Below are 16,785 nucleotides of genomic sequence, written 5' to 3' on the forward strand. Positions count from 1 at the left end.
AGTCCAGTAATATCATGCATACGTACCGATATTACTGGGCTTTATGAGTTTAACATTTTGTATGTTTTGTAAAACTGATAATGTTCTGTCTCCTACAAAATAATTATTTAGCTCTGATGAACAAAAGTTTGAAAAAACATTTCTATATTTATCAACAAAAAATTGTTTAGGAAAATAATACTAAGTAAAAATAATACTATAAATACATTTTAAAGGAGAATTGCAATGAGTAATTATGAAATTGGAAAAGATATTGAAGCTTTAAATCAAAGAATTAGCAATTTAGAAGATCAATTACAATTTTCGAATAATGATGATTGTAATTGTGGAGAAAGTGAAGAAATATTGGAAATTCCGCCGGTTCCTGAAAAAGGTATAAGACTTCAATCATTAAAAATATCAGAAACAGGCACTACAATGAAAATTATTTCTATTGTAAATAAAGGAGAAATGGATTACATGTTAGCATTTGATTCTAATAGGACCTATATAGAAGTTAAAGATGATATTAAATATATTGTTTATATACATCCAAGTAGCGAGAAATTTAAGTTAGAAAGTATTCTTACAAAGAACTTAATGTCTAGTCTTGGATTCGGAAGATGTGGTTGCTATAAATGGGGGAATTGGAAATGTCACAGTACTAGATATGACAAAGACTGCATCGGTAAGGAAAAGTATTTTAAAGGTGCAGATAAACATTGTGATCTAACATGCAGTAGTTACGTTGCTATATGGTATATTGAATGTGGAAAATGTGGTCAACCAGATCCTTGTTAACTCTAAAGCAGTTATTTATTATATGTATAAATATTTTTAAAAGGAAGATTCATATGAATAAGGAAAGTTCTCCAAATTATCCATGTGCGATTAATGCTAAAGCAGAAGGTGAAATACATGTGATAACAGGGGCCATCGCATACGATGTTTTTCTTTTATTGTACATAAAAGAGTGGTAATCATGCAAATCAGTCCTAATCACAACAGACATAAGAACTTACACCAACATTTATAATATATCACTGGTTCTTGTGAGTTTAATATAAAGAAGCATTTCGTACATTATGTAAGCATGCGGACCTCGATCCCCATCACCGAGACGATTTGAACAATATACTTGACCGACTACCACTTTCACCAGAGCATCACAAAATCCTTGGTATAAGTGCTATCTGCACCGCTGACCTAGCTAGTCAAGCTATTTCAGAAATTCTAGAGCCATACTCAAACGGTGGAAAAGGTGAATTTTCTACAGGAAAGGTTAGCTAAATTACAATTTAACCGTTTTTAATAGGGATACCGCCCCACATCTATTAACTTAAATCATATTTTTTGTTTTATCTTTTTCCCTTTTCCAAATACGTTTACTCGAGTTACTATAGAATTATAAGAGCAGATTGAAGAATTTGTTTCTGGTGTTGAAGGTGATTTATATGCAGGTTACGTTTAACTAGAAAAACAAAAAGAACTTGTAGGAATCCCTACAAGTTCTTTTTTGAATCATGTAAAAAGGTTAAACAAACTATCTCATAATTTGAATCGGAGCAAACACTATAACCACGGGTTGATTTCATTATATACTAAATCTTAACGTATGCACTTATAATATTTGAAAATTATGTGAATTTAGAATAGGGAAATAAATAGCTGTCTTAACCCCTGAAAATCCTTATTTAATATTTTTAACAAAATATTTTAAATCAATATCTATATCGTAATAATTTATAAAAAATATAATTATAAGTAAATAAATAAGAATATAGTATTCTTATTCATTAACCAACATTAAAAACGTAATTTAACTTATTATTTTTCGATTAATTTATAGTTGTAACTAAATATAATTTTCAAATCAATCTTTAACTAGAAAAGTGTATCTTTTAGAACAAACATTTATAAAAGTGTTACGATGTAAACATTAGTTTTATAAAATGGTATTTCTCTACATATCTTCTTTTATTCTATATAATAAAAGAAGCACATCTCTGTATTATTATGGTTAAAAAGGGGGAACAGTCCAGGTGGAGATTGATGTAGTATTTTAACATTTAGGAGGATCTGATATGTACTCATTAAAAGAGGCGCAAGCTATGGATTACCTATTAAAGAAGTTACATTCTAATGGGTTCTTAGAACAAATAACAGGAAATACAAGTGAATTAAAATTAGTGATAGCATTTAATAATCAATATATATCGGGAGATTTTATTAAGTTTCAAAAGGGTTCTATTGAACAATATGAAATTGATGGTTCATATGATTATGAAAAAGTTAAATATAATAACACGGCATTTCCTGCCTATCATAAATTATGGTCATCGTTTTGTGATAAGTACATAGCAAATGGGTCGGGTTACAAGTTCAGACAAATATTAGATTTAACAGTTATTTTTGATCTTCTTAATGAAATGGTAGAAACCATACCTTTTGCAAATGAGTCAATTCCGTTAAGACCAGTTTTTATGAATATTGATTACTTTAATGAAGAAAAAGGACCAAAATTTCTTTATTTAGGAAATCAGAAAATCGAAATTATTTCAATTATGAAAAGGGAGAAGAGTATAAATGGGTAATAGTCCTGAAAAAGTTTTTATTAGTTATAGTTGGGATTCGGAAGAACACCAACTATGGGTATTAGAGTTGGTGAGAAAACTTCGGTCGGAAGGATATGATGCAAATTATGATCGAGGCATTACATCTACTTCAACAGTCAATTTGAATCAAATGATGGTAGAACATATGCGAGATGATGATTACATTATAATGATATTAACTGAAAAATATGCAGTTAAGGCAGATGATTTTGCAGGGGGAGTGGGCTTTGAAACAATTCTTTCATTACCTATTATTCAGCAAAATCTTAATAAATTAATTATTTTAACTCGACAACCTGCTGTTCTTCAAAAAGTTATTCCATTTCATTTGCAAGGAATAAATTATATTGATTTTTCAAATCCAGCTGAATTTGGTAATAAGTTTGAAGAATTGGTCTATCGACTACAAGAAACTCCTATGTTCGATATAGGTCCTATTGGCGAAAAAAAGCTAAGAAAACCTAAATCGCATGGTAATTTCGCAGTAAATGTTTTTAATGATGTTAATATTCCGAGATTAAACCCGCCTACAGATTTAGAAAGAAATTCTTTTATCGAAGAAAATTTTAATCTTATTACTAACGGCTTAGATGATATATTAAATACTTTACACAGTCAAAATCCAAACTTTATTTATCAAAAAGAAAATATAACTAATGATAAGATTATATATTCATTTTATTTGAACGGTCAAAGTTCAGGTAATTTTAAAATATGGTTAGGAAGATTTTATAATTCATTCAAACAAATCCAATTTTCAGTTGGTCGGCATATTGATGTAAATAATGATAATAGTATGAATGGCAGTATAAATGTAGAAGTAGATCAAGAGTACAATCTTTCTTTATCAATGCCTATGAGTATGTTTTCGCCTAACGCTAAGAACATGAAGTATATTGAAATTGTAAAGGCATTATACGAGCAGCATATACTGCCATATTTAAGATAAAATTGATTTTGAAAGTGAAATACATCTTCAAAACACCCCATATAATTGCAGAATGTTTATTTTGGAAGCATAAAATGCAGTTTTATGCTTCCTCTAACATGTTGTAACAAATATTATTAACACATTATGCTAAAATGCAATTTACCACTTTACTCATATTGATGGAAGGGTTGCTGAAAAATCAGCCTTTTTTATTTAAATTCAACATAAAAATTTGTGTCTATAATTCCAAAAGCAACTTTACATGGAAACGGGTTTTTTCCTGCTGAAGCAGAACTCATACATGATAGTACCCAATATTCAAGTTCTAACGGTAAGCGATATATTTGAAGACTACCATCATTGTTTTTTGCTGTTACGATCGGTACATTTACCCTGGTTGTGGCAAAACCATCCGTAGTTATCATTGCTACTGCATCATTAGCTTGAAAACCAACGTTTAACACTTCATAAATGATCCCATCTTTCTTATTAATAATCATAGGTATATTTAGAATGGGATAGCTATTAATATTATTATGAATAAATGCTCCTGCAGCGTTCTTTCTTAACTGATTTCCTTGCATTTTTACACTCCTTTTTAATAATCTAAACGTGATTACATTAATTCATTCTATTTAACATCTATTATATTGGAAAATTGTAGTTTCATCTTATTATAAAAAGCATCTGTACATACAACAGCGCTAGTTGACGGGTCAATATCTACAACGGTCATATAACTAGTGAGTAAATAACCATCCTCATAATATGTAATCATTATTTCTTCTTCAGATACTAAGGAACATAATAGCATGTTTTCAATTCGTTCTTTTTCCTCAGTTGTTAAGATCGGACGGGTTACTTTGTTTTGTTCCTTAATCATTTCACGTATCCCATCAAATTGAGATGTTAATGCAGCGAACGGAGTCCACTTCACCATTTTTCTTCCTTTTGGCATATTAGCGTTATTCATGATTTGTGTCCCCCTATTAGTGTATTTCTGTATCTAGCTGTGGCGCTATGCGTGAAGGAAATTCCCCGCAATATACTGTTCTTCCCAAACCTTGTGCGTATTTCATCCATTACTTTTGTTAATTTTACTTCTTGTTCTCGTTTCGTGACGTTATCAAAAAGAGAAATTTGTTCTTCCCCTTCTTGAATTAGGTTTGTTAAGGATATGTTTATGCTGCGAATGGGTTCACCAGTATATTGTTGATGCAAAAAGTATGTACATACATGATAAATATCCATCGTTAGATTTGTTGGCCGGTTTAAAGTATGTGTTTTCCTAATACCACCTGTATAACTCTTGCTATAACCGACTGAAAAATGAACGGTTTGGGCAAGTTTGTTTTGTCTTCTAAGTCGATAACAAACCTCTTCAATATGTTCCAGTAGAATAATCGGAAATTCTTCTATTGTGTAATCGCGCATGAGTATTTGGCTTTTCCCAACAGAAGTTGTGGCAGGAACATATTTTTCTGAAATGCGACTAAAGTCAATTCCGTAGCTATGTAAGTGCAATTCTTCCCCAATCTTACCGAAGCTCTGTTTTAAGTATTTAAGAGGGTAATTGGTTAAATCTCCTATAGAATGTATCCCTTTTCGATTCAACTTTTCTTCCGTTTTGTACGAAATGCCCCAAAATTTATTAAGCGGTCGTATGCTCCATAATTTTGTTGGGACATCTTCATATTTCCAATAAGCAATTCCGTTGTGATTCTTCTTTGCTTCAATATCTAAAGCTACTTTGCTCATTAAAGGGTTAGGGCCAATTCCTATTGTGCATTCGATCCGTGTTTTCGCATATATTTCACGCTTAAATTTCAACGCAAACTCATAGGGATCGTTAGCAAATAAATGAATACTATCCGTAATATCCATGAAGAACTCATCGATGGAATATTGGTGAAAATCCTCAATAGGAACGTACTGTAAAGCTAACTTTGTTATGTAATTAGAACATTTAATGTATGTTCCCATAATCGGATTTACAACAAGAATATCTTTTCTGCGAGGAATCTCGTATAATCTGGCCATCTTCTTTACACCCAATGCTTTTAATGGTGGAGTGGCAGCTAGAACGATTGAACCGTTTCTATTTACATCACCGACTACTGCCAATTTTGTATACATAGGATCTAACCCCATTTTGATGCAACTTACTGAAGCGTAAAAGCTACGTAAATCAACACATAAGATGATTCTATTCGGTAAGATAGAATAGTCATACACTGTTATTCCTCCCTAAAATAATAAGAACAATTGTTCTTATTATACACGAACTTACGTTCTTTTATAAAGGGATTTTTGAAATATAATTATTTGATTATCATGCCTCCCCTTTAGTATGAAATTTTTTATTGAAGGTGGCATAGCGATATGTCAAAAGCCAGAAGCAGGATATTATATAGCTGCAATAAATTCTATAGTTTTGTAGGAGTAGGTGATGGTTCTCTTGGAGAATATTGTTTGCTTTTAAAATAAATCATTAATTCTGTTTATTGATATAAATTTATATGCAAACTAAATATTCTGTAAATATTTGATAAAATAACATAAATGTTTGAATATTTTATATATTCGAGTTGTAAGAAATAATAATAATGGGGATTCAATTATGAATAAGAAAAAGGTATTATCATCAGTACTTTCATTAGGATTAGCATTTGGTGTGGGTGTTGCTACATTAACACTTCCTGTTACACCAGCAAGTGCTGATATCGGTAATCATGATGGCCCACTCTATATAACGGATAAAGACATCAGGGGCTTTGGAAAGTACGAGTTTAATGTGCCAGCAGGTTATGGACATGTTAAATGTGTCTTTTTAAATGAAGGTCAAGGTGATGTAGATATCATTTTGAAACATGTTGATACTGGAAAGATATATATAGATGAGAAAGTTAAAAAAGGGAAACCATTTGAATGGAAGAGCAACGATAAATTTAAGCAAGGAGTTAGAGGGGGATTATATAAAGTAGAGGTCTACAGTGGAGAAAACCCAGCTAAAGTGAAGTTTTCTTTTAAAGCATCAGATACTATATGGAAGTAAGGTTTTCTTTTTATATAGATAGGCAAAGCTACAGGAGCCTATCTACATTAGGGAACTACTATTGATTAAAGGAACAAAGCATATAAAAAAGACATCTATATAGATGTCTTTTTCTTTGACTTAAACCAACATGATTCTAAAAACACTACTTTTACAATGACAAATTTCTTGGCTAAACTTAGTATAACGTTAATATGAAATTTCAATATACAGAAATTAAATTATATAAATATGATTTTCTCAAATATTATTAGGAAAATTTTATTTTTCTATATTTAGACCTAATTTAGTAGATTGGTAAACAAAAAGACTATTATGTAGAATGATAGCTTTTTTTATAGTTATATATTGAAATTCAAATGATCGTAATAGGTGAATTGTTTGTAAAATATATACATTTATAGTTAGTTATATTACTATTGTTATAAATATTGGAAAAAGAGGGTGTTAAATGTAAATAATTTAGATGAAAATCAAAACTTCAAATAGTAAGTTTTTAGTTTTGGGAGAAGAAGAGAAAAAGAAAAAATTAAATTTTGGGGGTTAATTCACTATGTTAAAGAAAATGATGTTTATGTTAATGGCTCTTACTCTAGTTTTTGTCCCAACTCTCGCTTCAGCTGCAACTATAGAGGATGGAAAGAAATACAACGCAACACAGGAGGAATTAGAAGCTCAAGTTAAAGAATTAGAATATATTTTTTCGGTACTTATGGTAAAGGATGATAAAACAGGTAAATATGTTCTTAATAAAGAAGAATTAGCGAAATCTTCATATAACAATGAAGAAAAAGCAGCTATTATAGCTGGTGTTTATGTAATGAATGATGAAGAACTTCCATCTAATATGTACTCTAGTAACGTTTGGGAAAGATGTTGGCAGGATGCATTAGGTATTAGTAAATCATATTTTAATCAAATAAAATCGTATCTTAAGAAAGAGGATTACTGGGGAGCATTGGGAATGCTTTCGTTGCTTGGGCTACCATATAAGCCTGCGTTGTTATTTGCTTTTGCAGTAACTTGCGGGCCAGCTCCAGCTTATATTGCACCGAACCCTCATGAATAATAAGCCTGATATCTAATAAGTAAATGAACTAAAATTAGAATCTCTTTTGTGAATCTATTGATGCAAAAGAGATTCTTTTATCTTTTTAAACAAATATTTCTGTTAAATATGAAAATATTAAGTATATTCTGTTGAAAAAAAGTAGATTTGAAGTAAGTTAAACTTTCATATGATATGCTTATTGTATACTAACTAATTTTCAGGTGAGGAGTTGATCGGTTATTACTAGTATAGAGAATATATATAATGTTTCTGTATTCTTAATGCTTTTATCTACTTTTTGTTTTTATCTGTATTTACGAAAAATAAAAAGAGAAAGAAAGCTCACTGGTTTCGAATTTACAATGTATATCATAACACAAGTTAGTTACATTCTTTGGGGATTCTATATTATTTATATAAACTTTGGATGATATTTTTCGTTTTATGAAAAAAAGGCTATTAAAAAAGGGTTTGAGATAAATATCAAACCCTTTTGACTATATATAATTATTTCACTGCTTCTTTTAATTCTTTTCCAGCTTTAAAAGCAGGTGCCTTTGAAGCGGCGATTTGCATTTCTTCACCTGTTTGTGGGTTACGTCCTGTACGTGCAGATCTTTCACGTACTTCAAATGTACCAAAGCCAAGAATCTGTACTTTTCCTCCATTTGCTAGCGCATTTGTTATTGTATCTAAAACAGCTTGTGTTGCTGCAGCTGCATCCTTTTGTGTAAGTTCTGCTTTTTCTGCTATTACTTTTGTTAATTCTGTCTTATTCATTTTTTGCACCTCTTCATATGTAATTAGGTGACTATTATAACGTGTGTATACTTATGATGCAATTAATATTGTGCATAGAAAAAGCCCTAGCAAGAGCTAGGGGACAATTTCTGTGTGGTAGTAAGAAAGAAAAATATGTTCATCGTACAATTTATATTTTATTATACAATACAAAGTGCTTAATCTTGATTTATTGATTGTATGGTTACCGCCACATCAAAGAGAAATTGATGTGCAGACCAATTTTATGAGAAAACTAAAAAAGTCCCTTTAAATAGTATAAAGGGACTTTTTTAGTTTTCTACATAATTGGAATCTAACCTATAAATGCATGATGACCACTAATAGATGAAAATTTATAAGGCATTTCATTACGGCTAAAAGGACGATGTCCTAAAAGCATCGTCCTTTTCCCTAGATTTGCTGACCTGTCTTAGGGTCATAACGTACTGCCACGGCAGCCACCTGATCAGTTGGTAAAATCTCGATCCATTGATCGAAGACCTGGTAGGGTTCAGCAGGACGAAATCCACCGTCCAAGGGGTCAAATCCGGTTTCGAAGACCTTTTCTGAGGCCAAAGTCTTGGAGTACTGGGTGTTGGACCCTTTGAGTTGCTCTGCGACGATTTTCAATACTTGGCCGACCTTCTTATCCCGGAAATCCTGAGGATCTCCTTCTTGGTAACAGTAATCAAGGCTAAAAGTGGTTTCGCCTTCGACCATCTTGATCCAGGCGAGAGCTTCAACCTCTTGTCCAGGCCGTATGGGTAGGACTGCTTTCACCCAAGCAGAGTTAAGAAATTCATTCCGGCGCTCATCCCCATCCATCTGGATTAGCCATCCTAATGAACTGCCCATCGGAGCCGGTTGAGTCTGCTCGGTGATGAGATAGTTAACACGCCACTCGGAACCGGGAGGCTCCTGCCCAATACTAGCACCTTGAATCGTAGTAGTCATAGTACCAGCAGCACCAGTTGAGCCAGCAGAGTAAGTTGCGTCAGTCATTGGTCCAGTAATATTAGCATGAAATGTAACGTTTGCACCAGTACCGTTAGTTTTCCATCCAGGGAAAGAAGTGCTTCTAATCAAGGTTGCAACATCAACTTCAGTCTTTTGAAATGCTGGGTCTACAGCCACGTTATAAGCCAAACCGTTAAGAGTAATTGTTATGTTATTTGCAGAAGTAGGAGCTGAAGTAATGGTTAAGCATGCTTCCTCAGCTACAGCAGAGTTGATGTTCTTATACTCATCTGCCCGGGAGTACCACCCGGCTACGGTCTGTCCAGAAAGTGGCAGTTGCTTGGTCCCACAGAGTGGTTCCTCCTCCTTGGGTGGAATTGGATATCTACCTACGCTATTTTTAGTAGCTGCAGGAGATACCGGAACGGGCCGCCAAAAATCAGGGGCAACGAAATATAGCATTTCGTCCACATCAAAAAACTGTTGAATTCGCTCCGATTCCAGATACGGAAGACTCTCAGGATCTTTCGGGTAATGATTTTCCTTTTGAAGCCTTTGGATAAGATTCCGAAACACCGATCGGCGCTCTTCACTACGCAGATCATCTGCAGGTCTAGCACGCATGGAACTGACTAGCCGTAGTCTCTCACGAACAGCCTTTCCGTACGCCTCGTGTTGCAGTTGTGACACCTCTTTCTGATAGGCATCCTCTGCTTCATTGTTGAGGTTATCAACTTCCCTCTTGGCGTCTTCCGACGGGACATAGAGTAGGAGAAAGTCAAATGGTAGGGACTTCCTGCCCTGGAAATTGGCGTAGGTCAACTGCAACTTGATTTTATTCAACTCCGTCAGTAATTCAGGCGTCTTGTAATTAACTTGAGCGCCGTGGTGGTCTACAGAAACGATCTTGCTGAGAACATAGTTCGTTGGAACGGGCGGTAGTTGCATCTCAAAGCAGAACTGAATGGTGTTGTCTACACCGGCATCAGGCTTACTTAGCCCTCGACACTCGTTATCGGGATGTGGTGTATACGTATTTACAGCGTCATGGTCTGCTCCCGCGTCATGGAGGAATGGCAGATCGAAGTGGAAGGGAATCTCCTTGTTCGCCGGATTTGGCAACTTTTCAGGTTTCTTAATTGCAGTTAAATCTGGGGACTCGACCACATGGACCATGTCCCCGAGTCCAAGATCCCTGCCGGGGTCGCCAATGTACACCTGCCAACACAATCGTGTACCAACATGCTGCAGTTGGACACCGACCTTACGCATTTTGCGACGCATTTCGTAATTAACTAGATCATTACCAGTATTTTGCAGGACATAACGGCGGCTGGAGGTGTCCGTGTTCTCGGTCACAGTCTTGAAGCTGGTCCTAAAGTTCCGCTTAATTTCGCTGGTGAACTTAGCGGTCTGTGTACGGGTACGTTTGTGTGCTGCCTCCGAGGCCTTTTTCACTGTGTTTTGAGTGCTAAAACTCGCGCTCACATCCGCATGGTAAATCGGGGCACTTACGCCACCGGTTGCACTGACACCGAGTTTTGTGTCATTGGAGTTGTCCTCCTTGATTGCGTCAGCGACATCATCCTGCTCCGTGATGCTCTGCTCCGTCTTTTGGGAAAATTCCTCTGACTGCTCGGCCACCTTCTCAATCAGTGTACGTCGGGTACTGGTCTCTATCACCTCCACGGTGCCACCGGGGCTGACCCAAATGTGACCTGCAGGCTTACCAAGGAAAGTATCAAATTCGAAGAAATACTCCCGGAAAAGATTTACCTTACCAATTGGGGACAACACGTTACTGGCGGCGGGTGACAGACAGGAGGACCAGCCAGCTAGTGGTTGATAAACACCGAAGAGTTCACTAGCATATGGAATGGTGCCAGCAAAGTCATGCACAGGCCGACCAGTGTACACCGGTGCACCCGGAGCAGGAAGTGGCATGAATTGTTCATGGCTGGGCGTGCCGTTCGGCACAGCAGAAAAGGGTATAGATACCCAATTTTCGCCGGGAGTGGACTTGTAAAGGAGCAACTTCCCAGAGGATGTGCGGGCCGGAGCAACGAAAGCAATAGTTAGACTGCCATTAGAACTCGCTGTACGCCCCACGTACTGAATGCCTAACTCTGGATTAGGTGTAACAAATGTTCCAGCCAGATCAGGTACGTCAGGGAAGAGGCTTGGATCTTGTATATTCAGGTTATCCGGCAGTGCGAGAGCCAACCGAAGTCCCGTCGATATTTCTGATGCAGTTCCCTCTATTTTGTATGACCAAATCTTGTATGATGCACTAGACCCTGGAGTTGGGATTGGCGAAGTACCAATGAATGTAACTGAAAGTGCCATGAAAATTCCTCCTTATATATAATGGAAATTAAGAAAGAAAATAGAATTCTCTTTACCGTTAATATTTTGCACAACAAACTTAAAAAGATTCCAAAAAAATCATCATATTTCGAAAAACGAATACATTAGCTGTTTTGTTAAAACAGAAGCTATGATAGTAACAGGAAATAGGTTCAATAAAAATAAACTTATCTTTCTTCGATTTTGTACTAGAAACTCACAAGACATATAGAGAGGAGGGAGAACATTTAGCAAATGAATTTGACGAGGGATTAGTTACTTCACAAATATTCTCCCAGTCTTTACTGTGTCGCTGACAGACTAAATTGTAGCTGCTGAATATAAACCTACTTATTTGTATACAATGAATAGTATTACTCATACTTTGGAGATGATTACTGATGCCTTATCCTAATTCTATTAGAATTGAAGTCTTTGATGCGGTAAATAAACCTATTCTTAATGCGACAGCTAAGGTTAAAATTCTCTACAGAGATCGTCCTGATGATTCTATAGGTGAACTAACTATGCCAATGACGTATCCACTTAGACCAAGTCTAAGTAAAATTGAAATAGAAATAAAAGCACCTAATTTCGTCTCTGAACAAGGAACATTAACTTTTCAGGTCAGTTCTACAGAATCAAAATGGGTTTGTACAAAACCTGATTGGGAATTAAAAGAATCAGAAGATAATGTTATTCTTAAAATTCCTTTAGGACGAATTAAATTTGCCGTAACTGCTGCATTACCTGATAATTCGAAAATTAATAAATTTCCATTTAACCCGGGAGGGGTATTAGTAAAAAACAATGAATATCGTAAAGCTGGACTTGATTTTAATATGAAATTAAGAGTTCTTAAAAAACCAGCTATTGGAGACCCAAATAGTATGGGTTGGGATCGTTTTAAATGGGAACAAAAGGAGGTAAACCTCAAAGATAAAGGAAATTGGCTTATGCTTGAATATGGTGACACATCCGCAAGCCCTTCTAATCTTCGACATTTAATCGGAGTTTGGGCTCCACATAATATTAGAGGAGAGAAGCCCCATGTAATAGTACAAATCCCACCTCGAACAGATAAAAAAACTTATCCCTCCGATAAATTTCCCTTTACAGGTGTTTATCCTTATGGGTGCTATCCTGAACCAGACGAAAATTTGGACCTTACATCAAAAAATATAGAACTAGGAAAATGTAGACAATCTTATGTTGAATTAACTTCTAGGCGTTCCTTACATAGTCAAAAAGTTGTGTATCAATTATATGCAGCATGTCCTGATATTTTTAATGATCGATGTGGACCTATTGTTATTACATTATCTCCAGCTTTTATCTTTCAACCAGAAAAATCACCAAAAACACTGGTTTTATATGAACCTTTTGATAATCGTGAAGGAATGGGAAGACTAATTGCAGAAGTATTGCGTTTTTTATGGAGCAACCAATTTACTTTAAGTGAGAAATATTTGGGTACTAAAAGTCTTCACTTTAACCCACCATCTACAATTTCAATGGGAATACGTTCATTATTCATAATTCCTAAAGGATTTCCAAAAGAAACATCAACAACTATATTATGTCATAGCATTAGTGCAGAGCAGGTACAAACTTTAGCAAACTACGCAAACAATAAATGGTCATCTTCAAAATTTCCTGTTAATTTATATGGCGGGACAAATGACTACTGCGAAAAATATTGGGATAGAATATGGATAATGGATGGATTAAATAGTTTTAAACAAGAAAGTAATCCTATACAAATTTGGAAAAATTGGGTCAGTAAAGGTAAAAACCGACGAATTGTTGGCGTGTATACACCCTCTGGCTTAGATGGAAATGAAAAACCTGGACTAATAAATCTGTCCAAAAATGCACGTGTATCAGGTAAAACAGGATGGATAGAAGAAGACAATAATGATATCCTTTATTGGTTACGATTTTCTTATTCATATTTACAGGCATTTCTTCTAGAAGAAGAATTACACATAGGTGCATCAACTATTTTTCCAATATTTGATAATAAAGACCTTATTCGAAAACCAGAAATTATGGCTGATGATATACATGGTAAACTTTATGAATTTGGGATTGCTTATGCAGCTCGGTGTACTTTATAAGACAATTTTAAAGAAGCTATCTTTTATTAAGATAGCTTCTTTAATTGGAGTACAGTGAACAACCTCGTGCAACAGAGAACAAAAACCTGGTAAATAACCAAAACAGGCATTTTAGTTATCAATTTTTCTTTTTCATAGTAGGCCTCCCTCTATTACCTTGAAATTTTTGAATTTGGGTTATGCCCCCCTATAAATATCACTATCTATATGATAAGGTTGTGATATTACTATATAGGAGGTCTATTGCTTGTGGGCTTATTTGGAACAAAAAATCCTAAAACAGTTACAGATACGGATTTTTCTTGGAAAGATAATAAAATTAAAATTACAGAAAGATATGTAGAAACCTCAGGTTTAATTAATTTTATCCATGTTCCATAAAAACACATCGAAACATTTACATATGAAATTAAGACAGTAAAGGTAGCAATGTCTGTAGATATAAACCTTATTGGAAAAGGTATAATCCTTGGAACAATTGCTGTAGGTATAGACCTAAAAGATGAAGTGCAAGACTGGTTATTAGAAAAACTGAATTTGTGTTAGATTACTAGAAAAACAACATTTAATCCGCTTGTTCATAGGGGAGTAGTAATTAAAAATAAAAGGATGGTATTAACATGAAATCAACAGGTGTTACACGAAAAATAGATGAATTAGGGCGAATTGTTCTTCCAAAAGAGTTAAGAACAACATTAGGAATTGCAGAAAAAGATCCTGTAGAAATATTTGTAGAAGATGAAAAGATCATTTTACAAAAATATAAATCTTTCGATGCTTGTGTAGTAACTGGTGATATTTCAGAAAGAAATATATCATTAGCAAATGGGCAAATTGTTCTTAGTCCTGAAGGCGCTGAACATTTAATTAAGCAGATTCAACAACAATTAGTTAAGTAGATTCATTATTCTTAGTAAATTACATTAAAGAAAAAGACATCTTAATAGATGTCTTTTTCTTTAACTTGAACCAACATAATTCCATCAATACTACTTTTACAATAGCGAATATATCAGCAATCTTTCATATCATATTTATTTTAATATATAATAATCTATTGTTCTATATATTTAAATGTAAATTCAAGAAAAATACTTAATTTTCAACTGGAAAACGAATGCAATTTTGTAAAATGACTTGGATATTTAGTATGAAACATACCCTTCTAACCTATTTCATTTTAGAAGGGTATTTCCAATCCTTCTCTTTTTGAGCAGCTTTAGATAATTTTTTTGGAAGTGTTTGCTTTTCTATTTTCTCTAATCTCTCATCTAATTTCTCAAGAGCTTCTTTTGTTTCTTTCAGCTCTAATTTTATTTCTGTCAGCAAGCGAAGTATTGCATCTCCTTTTGTCATTTTCAATAGTAATCGCTCCTTTACTTATCAAAGAGTATTATAAAAAGTAAATTACAATTAAAACGGATATAAATTTACAATTTAAGCTATCCTCTGTAATTTTGCTTCTTTCTTATGGTTACTTTTAATATAAACTGTCAAACCTCTAATAGTAACCCCTTTTTTGATATATATTTCTATTATTAAATATAGCTGGTACCAAGTAAACATGTTTTATGTACTTGTTCATTTGAGAATAAAGGCTAGAAATATGAAAATTTATAAAAAATAAAAGGATGGGACCATTCGTCTCAATATATAAGTTAACGTTATTATTATTTAGAATAGAAATATCTCCCCTTTTTAGTGAATATTTTATATGGAATATTCACTAAAAGGAGGAAGATTTATGCACACCACTTCAATTCAAGCGCAACCTATAAAATCATTCGAACTACTTTCTGCTATCACTATGGGTAAAGCGACTAAACATGATTTGGCTGCAGAACTTAATCGTCTAGATTTAAATATTTCATATTCAAAATTACTGGAAGAAAAACAAACAAATATTAATTCAAGTTTTGTACAAAGAGTTCCACAGGTCCCTTTTTACTTAAATGGAACTTTTTACGAACCGAAGGATATCAAACATTTCAATGGGCAAGAGCTACATTTTGTTCCATCACTATCCGAAGATCTTATGCTCGTGGTTGATAATATTGAACTAATAAATTATTGGATGATTCTTGTTAATCATGAACTATTTGGATATCAAAAAAAGAGGCAACTTCCTGAAATCCCCACACCAGGTTCTGTTGGTAATCCAGGAGGGGTAGGTGAAGGTGATTTAGCACCTGCACCTGGATTTGGCCTTTCTTTGCCGCCTTACAATGTACCATATAGAACTATTTTTTTTACTGGAACAAATTATTACGGTTACAAACTTGAACTATCTGACTCTTTTTCATATGTACCAGATTTAAGAAGATTATTTTTGTCCCCATCGGGATTTATTTTCCATGGTGTCCATGAAAACTGGGATAAACAAATTTCATCATTTTATCATACAGGAGGGGTCAATTGCCAATTATATGAAGATTATCAATTTAAAGGTTCAACAATTAGTTTTTTATCGAAATTTTCTCGAATACCAGACTTACTTCGATTTGGGTGGGATAATCGTGCTTCTTCAATCCGTCAATGGCGTAATGACTTTAAGCCTGGTTGGATGGGTTATGACTCGGGTATGATCGTGGGATAGTTATCTTACAAAAGAAAATCCCTTAAAAGAGGGGTCATAGATTCTTGATTAAATCATGGTATAAAAAGCATTAAACTTTTTATAAAAAGATTATTCACTAATAACATATAATCCAAGCATTTTGATCTAATTCTTTTCGAAATGTTTGGATTTCTACTGTTGAAAAATAAATTTTAGTGATTGACACAATAATCTCTAGAATGCTACGGTTTTAATGGTAAAGTAATAAGAGGTTTAATGTATAGAGATATTACGTATATGATGCTAAAAGATGCCTGAATATTATTAGAGACAGTGAATCTATATTCACATATCCTTTAAAATTGGATATACAGATAATTCGATTAATTAA

Annotated in this window: 16 protein-coding genes; 10 read left to right on the plus strand and 6 right to left on the minus strand. The window is 34.0% G+C overall.

Features of this window, described 5'->3' with window-relative positions:
• Positions 1-225 precede the first annotated feature (225 nt).
• From MKY21_RS30600 to MKY21_RS30615, 4 genes are all read left to right on the plus strand, one after another.
• Entirely contained in the window at positions 226-780 is a 555-nt protein-coding gene (locus MKY21_RS30600) for a hypothetical protein (protein WP_098402859.1), read from the plus strand.
• Between the two features lie 53 nt (positions 781-833).
• Positions 834-959, plus strand: a complete 126-nt coding sequence (locus MKY21_RS30605; protein ID WP_257147962.1) for a hypothetical protein — start codon at positions 834-836, stop codon at positions 957-959.
• A gap of 1,104 nt (positions 960-2,063) precedes the next feature.
• Positions 2,064-2,573 carry a hypothetical protein gene (locus tag MKY21_RS30610; protein WP_098402858.1) on the plus strand — a complete coding sequence of 170 codons (510 nt, stop codon included), beginning with the start codon at positions 2,064-2,066 and terminating at the stop codon, positions 2,571-2,573.
• Positions 2,566-3,543 (plus strand): toll/interleukin-1 receptor domain-containing protein, encoded by a 978-nt coding sequence (locus tag MKY21_RS30615; protein WP_098402857.1) that lies wholly within the window; start codon positions 2,566-2,568, stop codon positions 3,541-3,543. Before MKY21_RS30610 ends, MKY21_RS30615 begins: the two co-directional genes overlap by 8 nt.
• A 191-nt stretch (positions 3,544-3,734) precedes the next feature.
• On the opposite strand, the gene MKY21_RS30620 is transcribed toward MKY21_RS30615, so the two are convergent.
• Genes MKY21_RS30620 through MKY21_RS30630 form a run of 3 tightly spaced genes read right to left on the minus strand, consistent with a single transcriptional unit; the run spans position 3,735 to position 5,760 of the window.
• Positions 3,735-4,109, minus strand: a complete 375-nt coding sequence (locus MKY21_RS30620; protein ID WP_098402856.1) for a hypothetical protein — start codon at positions 4,107-4,109, stop codon at positions 3,735-3,737.
• A gap of 47 nt (positions 4,110-4,156) precedes the next feature.
• A complete protein-coding gene (locus MKY21_RS30625; protein WP_098402855.1) occupies positions 4,157-4,498 on the minus strand; it encodes a YolD-like family protein in 342 nt (113 codons plus the stop codon).
• Positions 4,495-5,760, minus strand: a complete 1,266-nt coding sequence (locus MKY21_RS30630) for a Y-family DNA polymerase (protein ID WP_341078615.1) — start codon at positions 5,758-5,760, stop codon at positions 4,495-4,497. Before MKY21_RS30630 ends, MKY21_RS30625 begins: the two co-directional genes overlap by 4 nt.
• Before the next feature lie 385 nt (positions 5,761-6,145).
• Between MKY21_RS30630 and MKY21_RS30635 the strand changes: the two genes are divergently transcribed.
• Together MKY21_RS30635 and MKY21_RS30640 are read left to right on the plus strand one after the other, a co-directional pair.
• Positions 6,146-6,580, plus strand: coding sequence for a hypothetical protein (locus MKY21_RS30635; protein ID WP_098402865.1), 435 nt, complete (start codon positions 6,146-6,148; stop codon positions 6,578-6,580).
• A gap of 553 nt (positions 6,581-7,133) precedes the next feature.
• Positions 7,134-7,649 (plus strand): hypothetical protein, encoded by a 516-nt coding sequence (locus tag MKY21_RS30640; RefSeq protein WP_098402864.1) that lies wholly within the window; start codon positions 7,134-7,136, stop codon positions 7,647-7,649.
• 489 nt (positions 7,650-8,138) lie between these two features.
• On the opposite strand, the gene MKY21_RS30645 is transcribed toward MKY21_RS30640, so the two are convergent.
• Positions 8,139-8,411, minus strand: coding sequence for an HU family DNA-binding protein (locus tag MKY21_RS30645; RefSeq protein WP_098402863.1), 273 nt, complete (start codon positions 8,409-8,411; stop codon positions 8,139-8,141).
• A gap of 414 nt (positions 8,412-8,825) precedes the next feature.
• Positions 8,826-11,717: a hypothetical protein gene (locus tag MKY21_RS30650; protein ID WP_098402862.1), complete on the minus strand. Its 2,892-nt coding sequence runs from the start codon at positions 11,715-11,717 to the stop codon at positions 8,826-8,828.
• 401 nt (positions 11,718-12,118) lie between these two features.
• Here MKY21_RS30650 and MKY21_RS30655 point away from each other — a divergent pair, with 401 nt between their 5' ends.
• The 3 genes from MKY21_RS30655 to MKY21_RS30665 all read left to right on the plus strand — a co-directional run bounded on the left by MKY21_RS30655 (position 12,119) and on the right by MKY21_RS30665 (position 14,736).
• Complete coding sequence (locus tag MKY21_RS30655) at positions 12,119-13,837, plus strand: hypothetical protein (RefSeq protein WP_098402861.1); 1,719 nt, start codon at positions 12,119-12,121, stop codon at positions 13,835-13,837.
• 249 nt (positions 13,838-14,086) lie between these two features.
• A complete protein-coding gene (locus MKY21_RS30660; protein WP_257147558.1) occupies positions 14,087-14,218 on the plus strand; it encodes a hypothetical protein in 132 nt (43 codons plus the stop codon).
• A gap of 239 nt (positions 14,219-14,457) precedes the next feature.
• Complete coding sequence (locus MKY21_RS30665; RefSeq protein WP_065705648.1) at positions 14,458-14,736, plus strand: AbrB/MazE/SpoVT family DNA-binding domain-containing protein; 279 nt, start codon at positions 14,458-14,460, stop codon at positions 14,734-14,736.
• A 271-nt stretch (positions 14,737-15,007) separates the two neighbouring features.
• Here the strand turns inward: MKY21_RS30665 and MKY21_RS30670 are convergent, their stop codons facing one another.
• Positions 15,008-15,193 carry a hypothetical protein gene (locus tag MKY21_RS30670; RefSeq protein WP_098341287.1) on the minus strand — a complete coding sequence of 62 codons (186 nt, stop codon included), beginning with the start codon at positions 15,191-15,193 and terminating at the stop codon, positions 15,008-15,010.
• 388 nt (positions 15,194-15,581) lie between these two features.
• Here MKY21_RS30670 and MKY21_RS30675 point away from each other — a divergent pair, with 388 nt between their 5' ends.
• Positions 15,582-16,433 carry a hypothetical protein gene (locus MKY21_RS30675; protein WP_098402826.1) on the plus strand — a complete coding sequence of 284 codons (852 nt, stop codon included), beginning with the start codon at positions 15,582-15,584 and terminating at the stop codon, positions 16,431-16,433.
• The last annotated feature ends 352 nt before the right edge of the window (positions 16,434-16,785 follow it).

Origin of the sequence: Bacillus sp. FSL R9-9497, from assembly GCF_038005805.1 — a bacterium.
In the GTDB taxonomy this organism is placed as follows: domain Bacteria; phylum Bacillota; class Bacilli; order Bacillales; family Bacillaceae_G; genus Bacillus_A; species Bacillus_A cereus.

Excerpts from the sequence above, each read along its gene's own strand:
- MKY21_RS30600 (WP_098402859.1), top strand. The coding sequence starts at position 226 with ATGAGTAATTATGAAATTGGAAAAGATATTGAAGCTTTAAATCAAAGA.
- MKY21_RS30605 (WP_257147962.1), top strand. The coding sequence starts at position 834 with ATGAATAAGGAAAGTTCTCCAAATTATCCATGTGCGATTAATGCTAAA.
- MKY21_RS30610 (WP_098402858.1), top strand. The coding sequence starts at position 2,064 with ATGTACTCATTAAAAGAGGCGCAAGCTATGGATTACCTATTAAAGAAG.
- MKY21_RS30615 (WP_098402857.1), top strand. The coding sequence starts at position 2,566 with ATGGGTAATAGTCCTGAAAAAGTTTTTATTAGTTATAGTTGGGATTCG.
- MKY21_RS30620 (WP_098402856.1), bottom strand. The coding sequence starts at position 4,109 with ATGCAAGGAAATCAGTTAAGAAAGAACGCTGCAGGAGCATTTATTCAT.
- MKY21_RS30625 (WP_098402855.1), bottom strand. The coding sequence starts at position 4,498 with ATGAATAACGCTAATATGCCAAAAGGAAGAAAAATGGTGAAGTGGACT.
- MKY21_RS30635 (WP_098402865.1), top strand. The coding sequence starts at position 6,146 with ATGAATAAGAAAAAGGTATTATCATCAGTACTTTCATTAGGATTAGCA.
- MKY21_RS30640 (WP_098402864.1), top strand. The coding sequence starts at position 7,134 with ATGTTAAAGAAAATGATGTTTATGTTAATGGCTCTTACTCTAGTTTTT.
- MKY21_RS30645 (WP_098402863.1), bottom strand. The coding sequence starts at position 8,411 with ATGAATAAGACAGAATTAACAAAAGTAATAGCAGAAAAAGCAGAACTT.
- MKY21_RS30650 (WP_098402862.1), bottom strand. The coding sequence starts at position 11,717 with ATGGCACTTTCAGTTACATTCATTGGTACTTCGCCAATCCCAACTCCA.
- MKY21_RS30655 (WP_098402861.1), top strand. The coding sequence starts at position 12,119 with ATGCCTTATCCTAATTCTATTAGAATTGAAGTCTTTGATGCGGTAAAT.
- MKY21_RS30665 (WP_065705648.1), top strand. The coding sequence starts at position 14,458 with ATGAAATCAACAGGTGTTACACGAAAAATAGATGAATTAGGGCGAATT.
- MKY21_RS30670 (WP_098341287.1), bottom strand. The coding sequence starts at position 15,193 with ATGACAAAAGGAGATGCAATACTTCGCTTGCTGACAGAAATAAAATTA.
- MKY21_RS30675 (WP_098402826.1), top strand. The coding sequence starts at position 15,582 with ATGCACACCACTTCAATTCAAGCGCAACCTATAAAATCATTCGAACTA.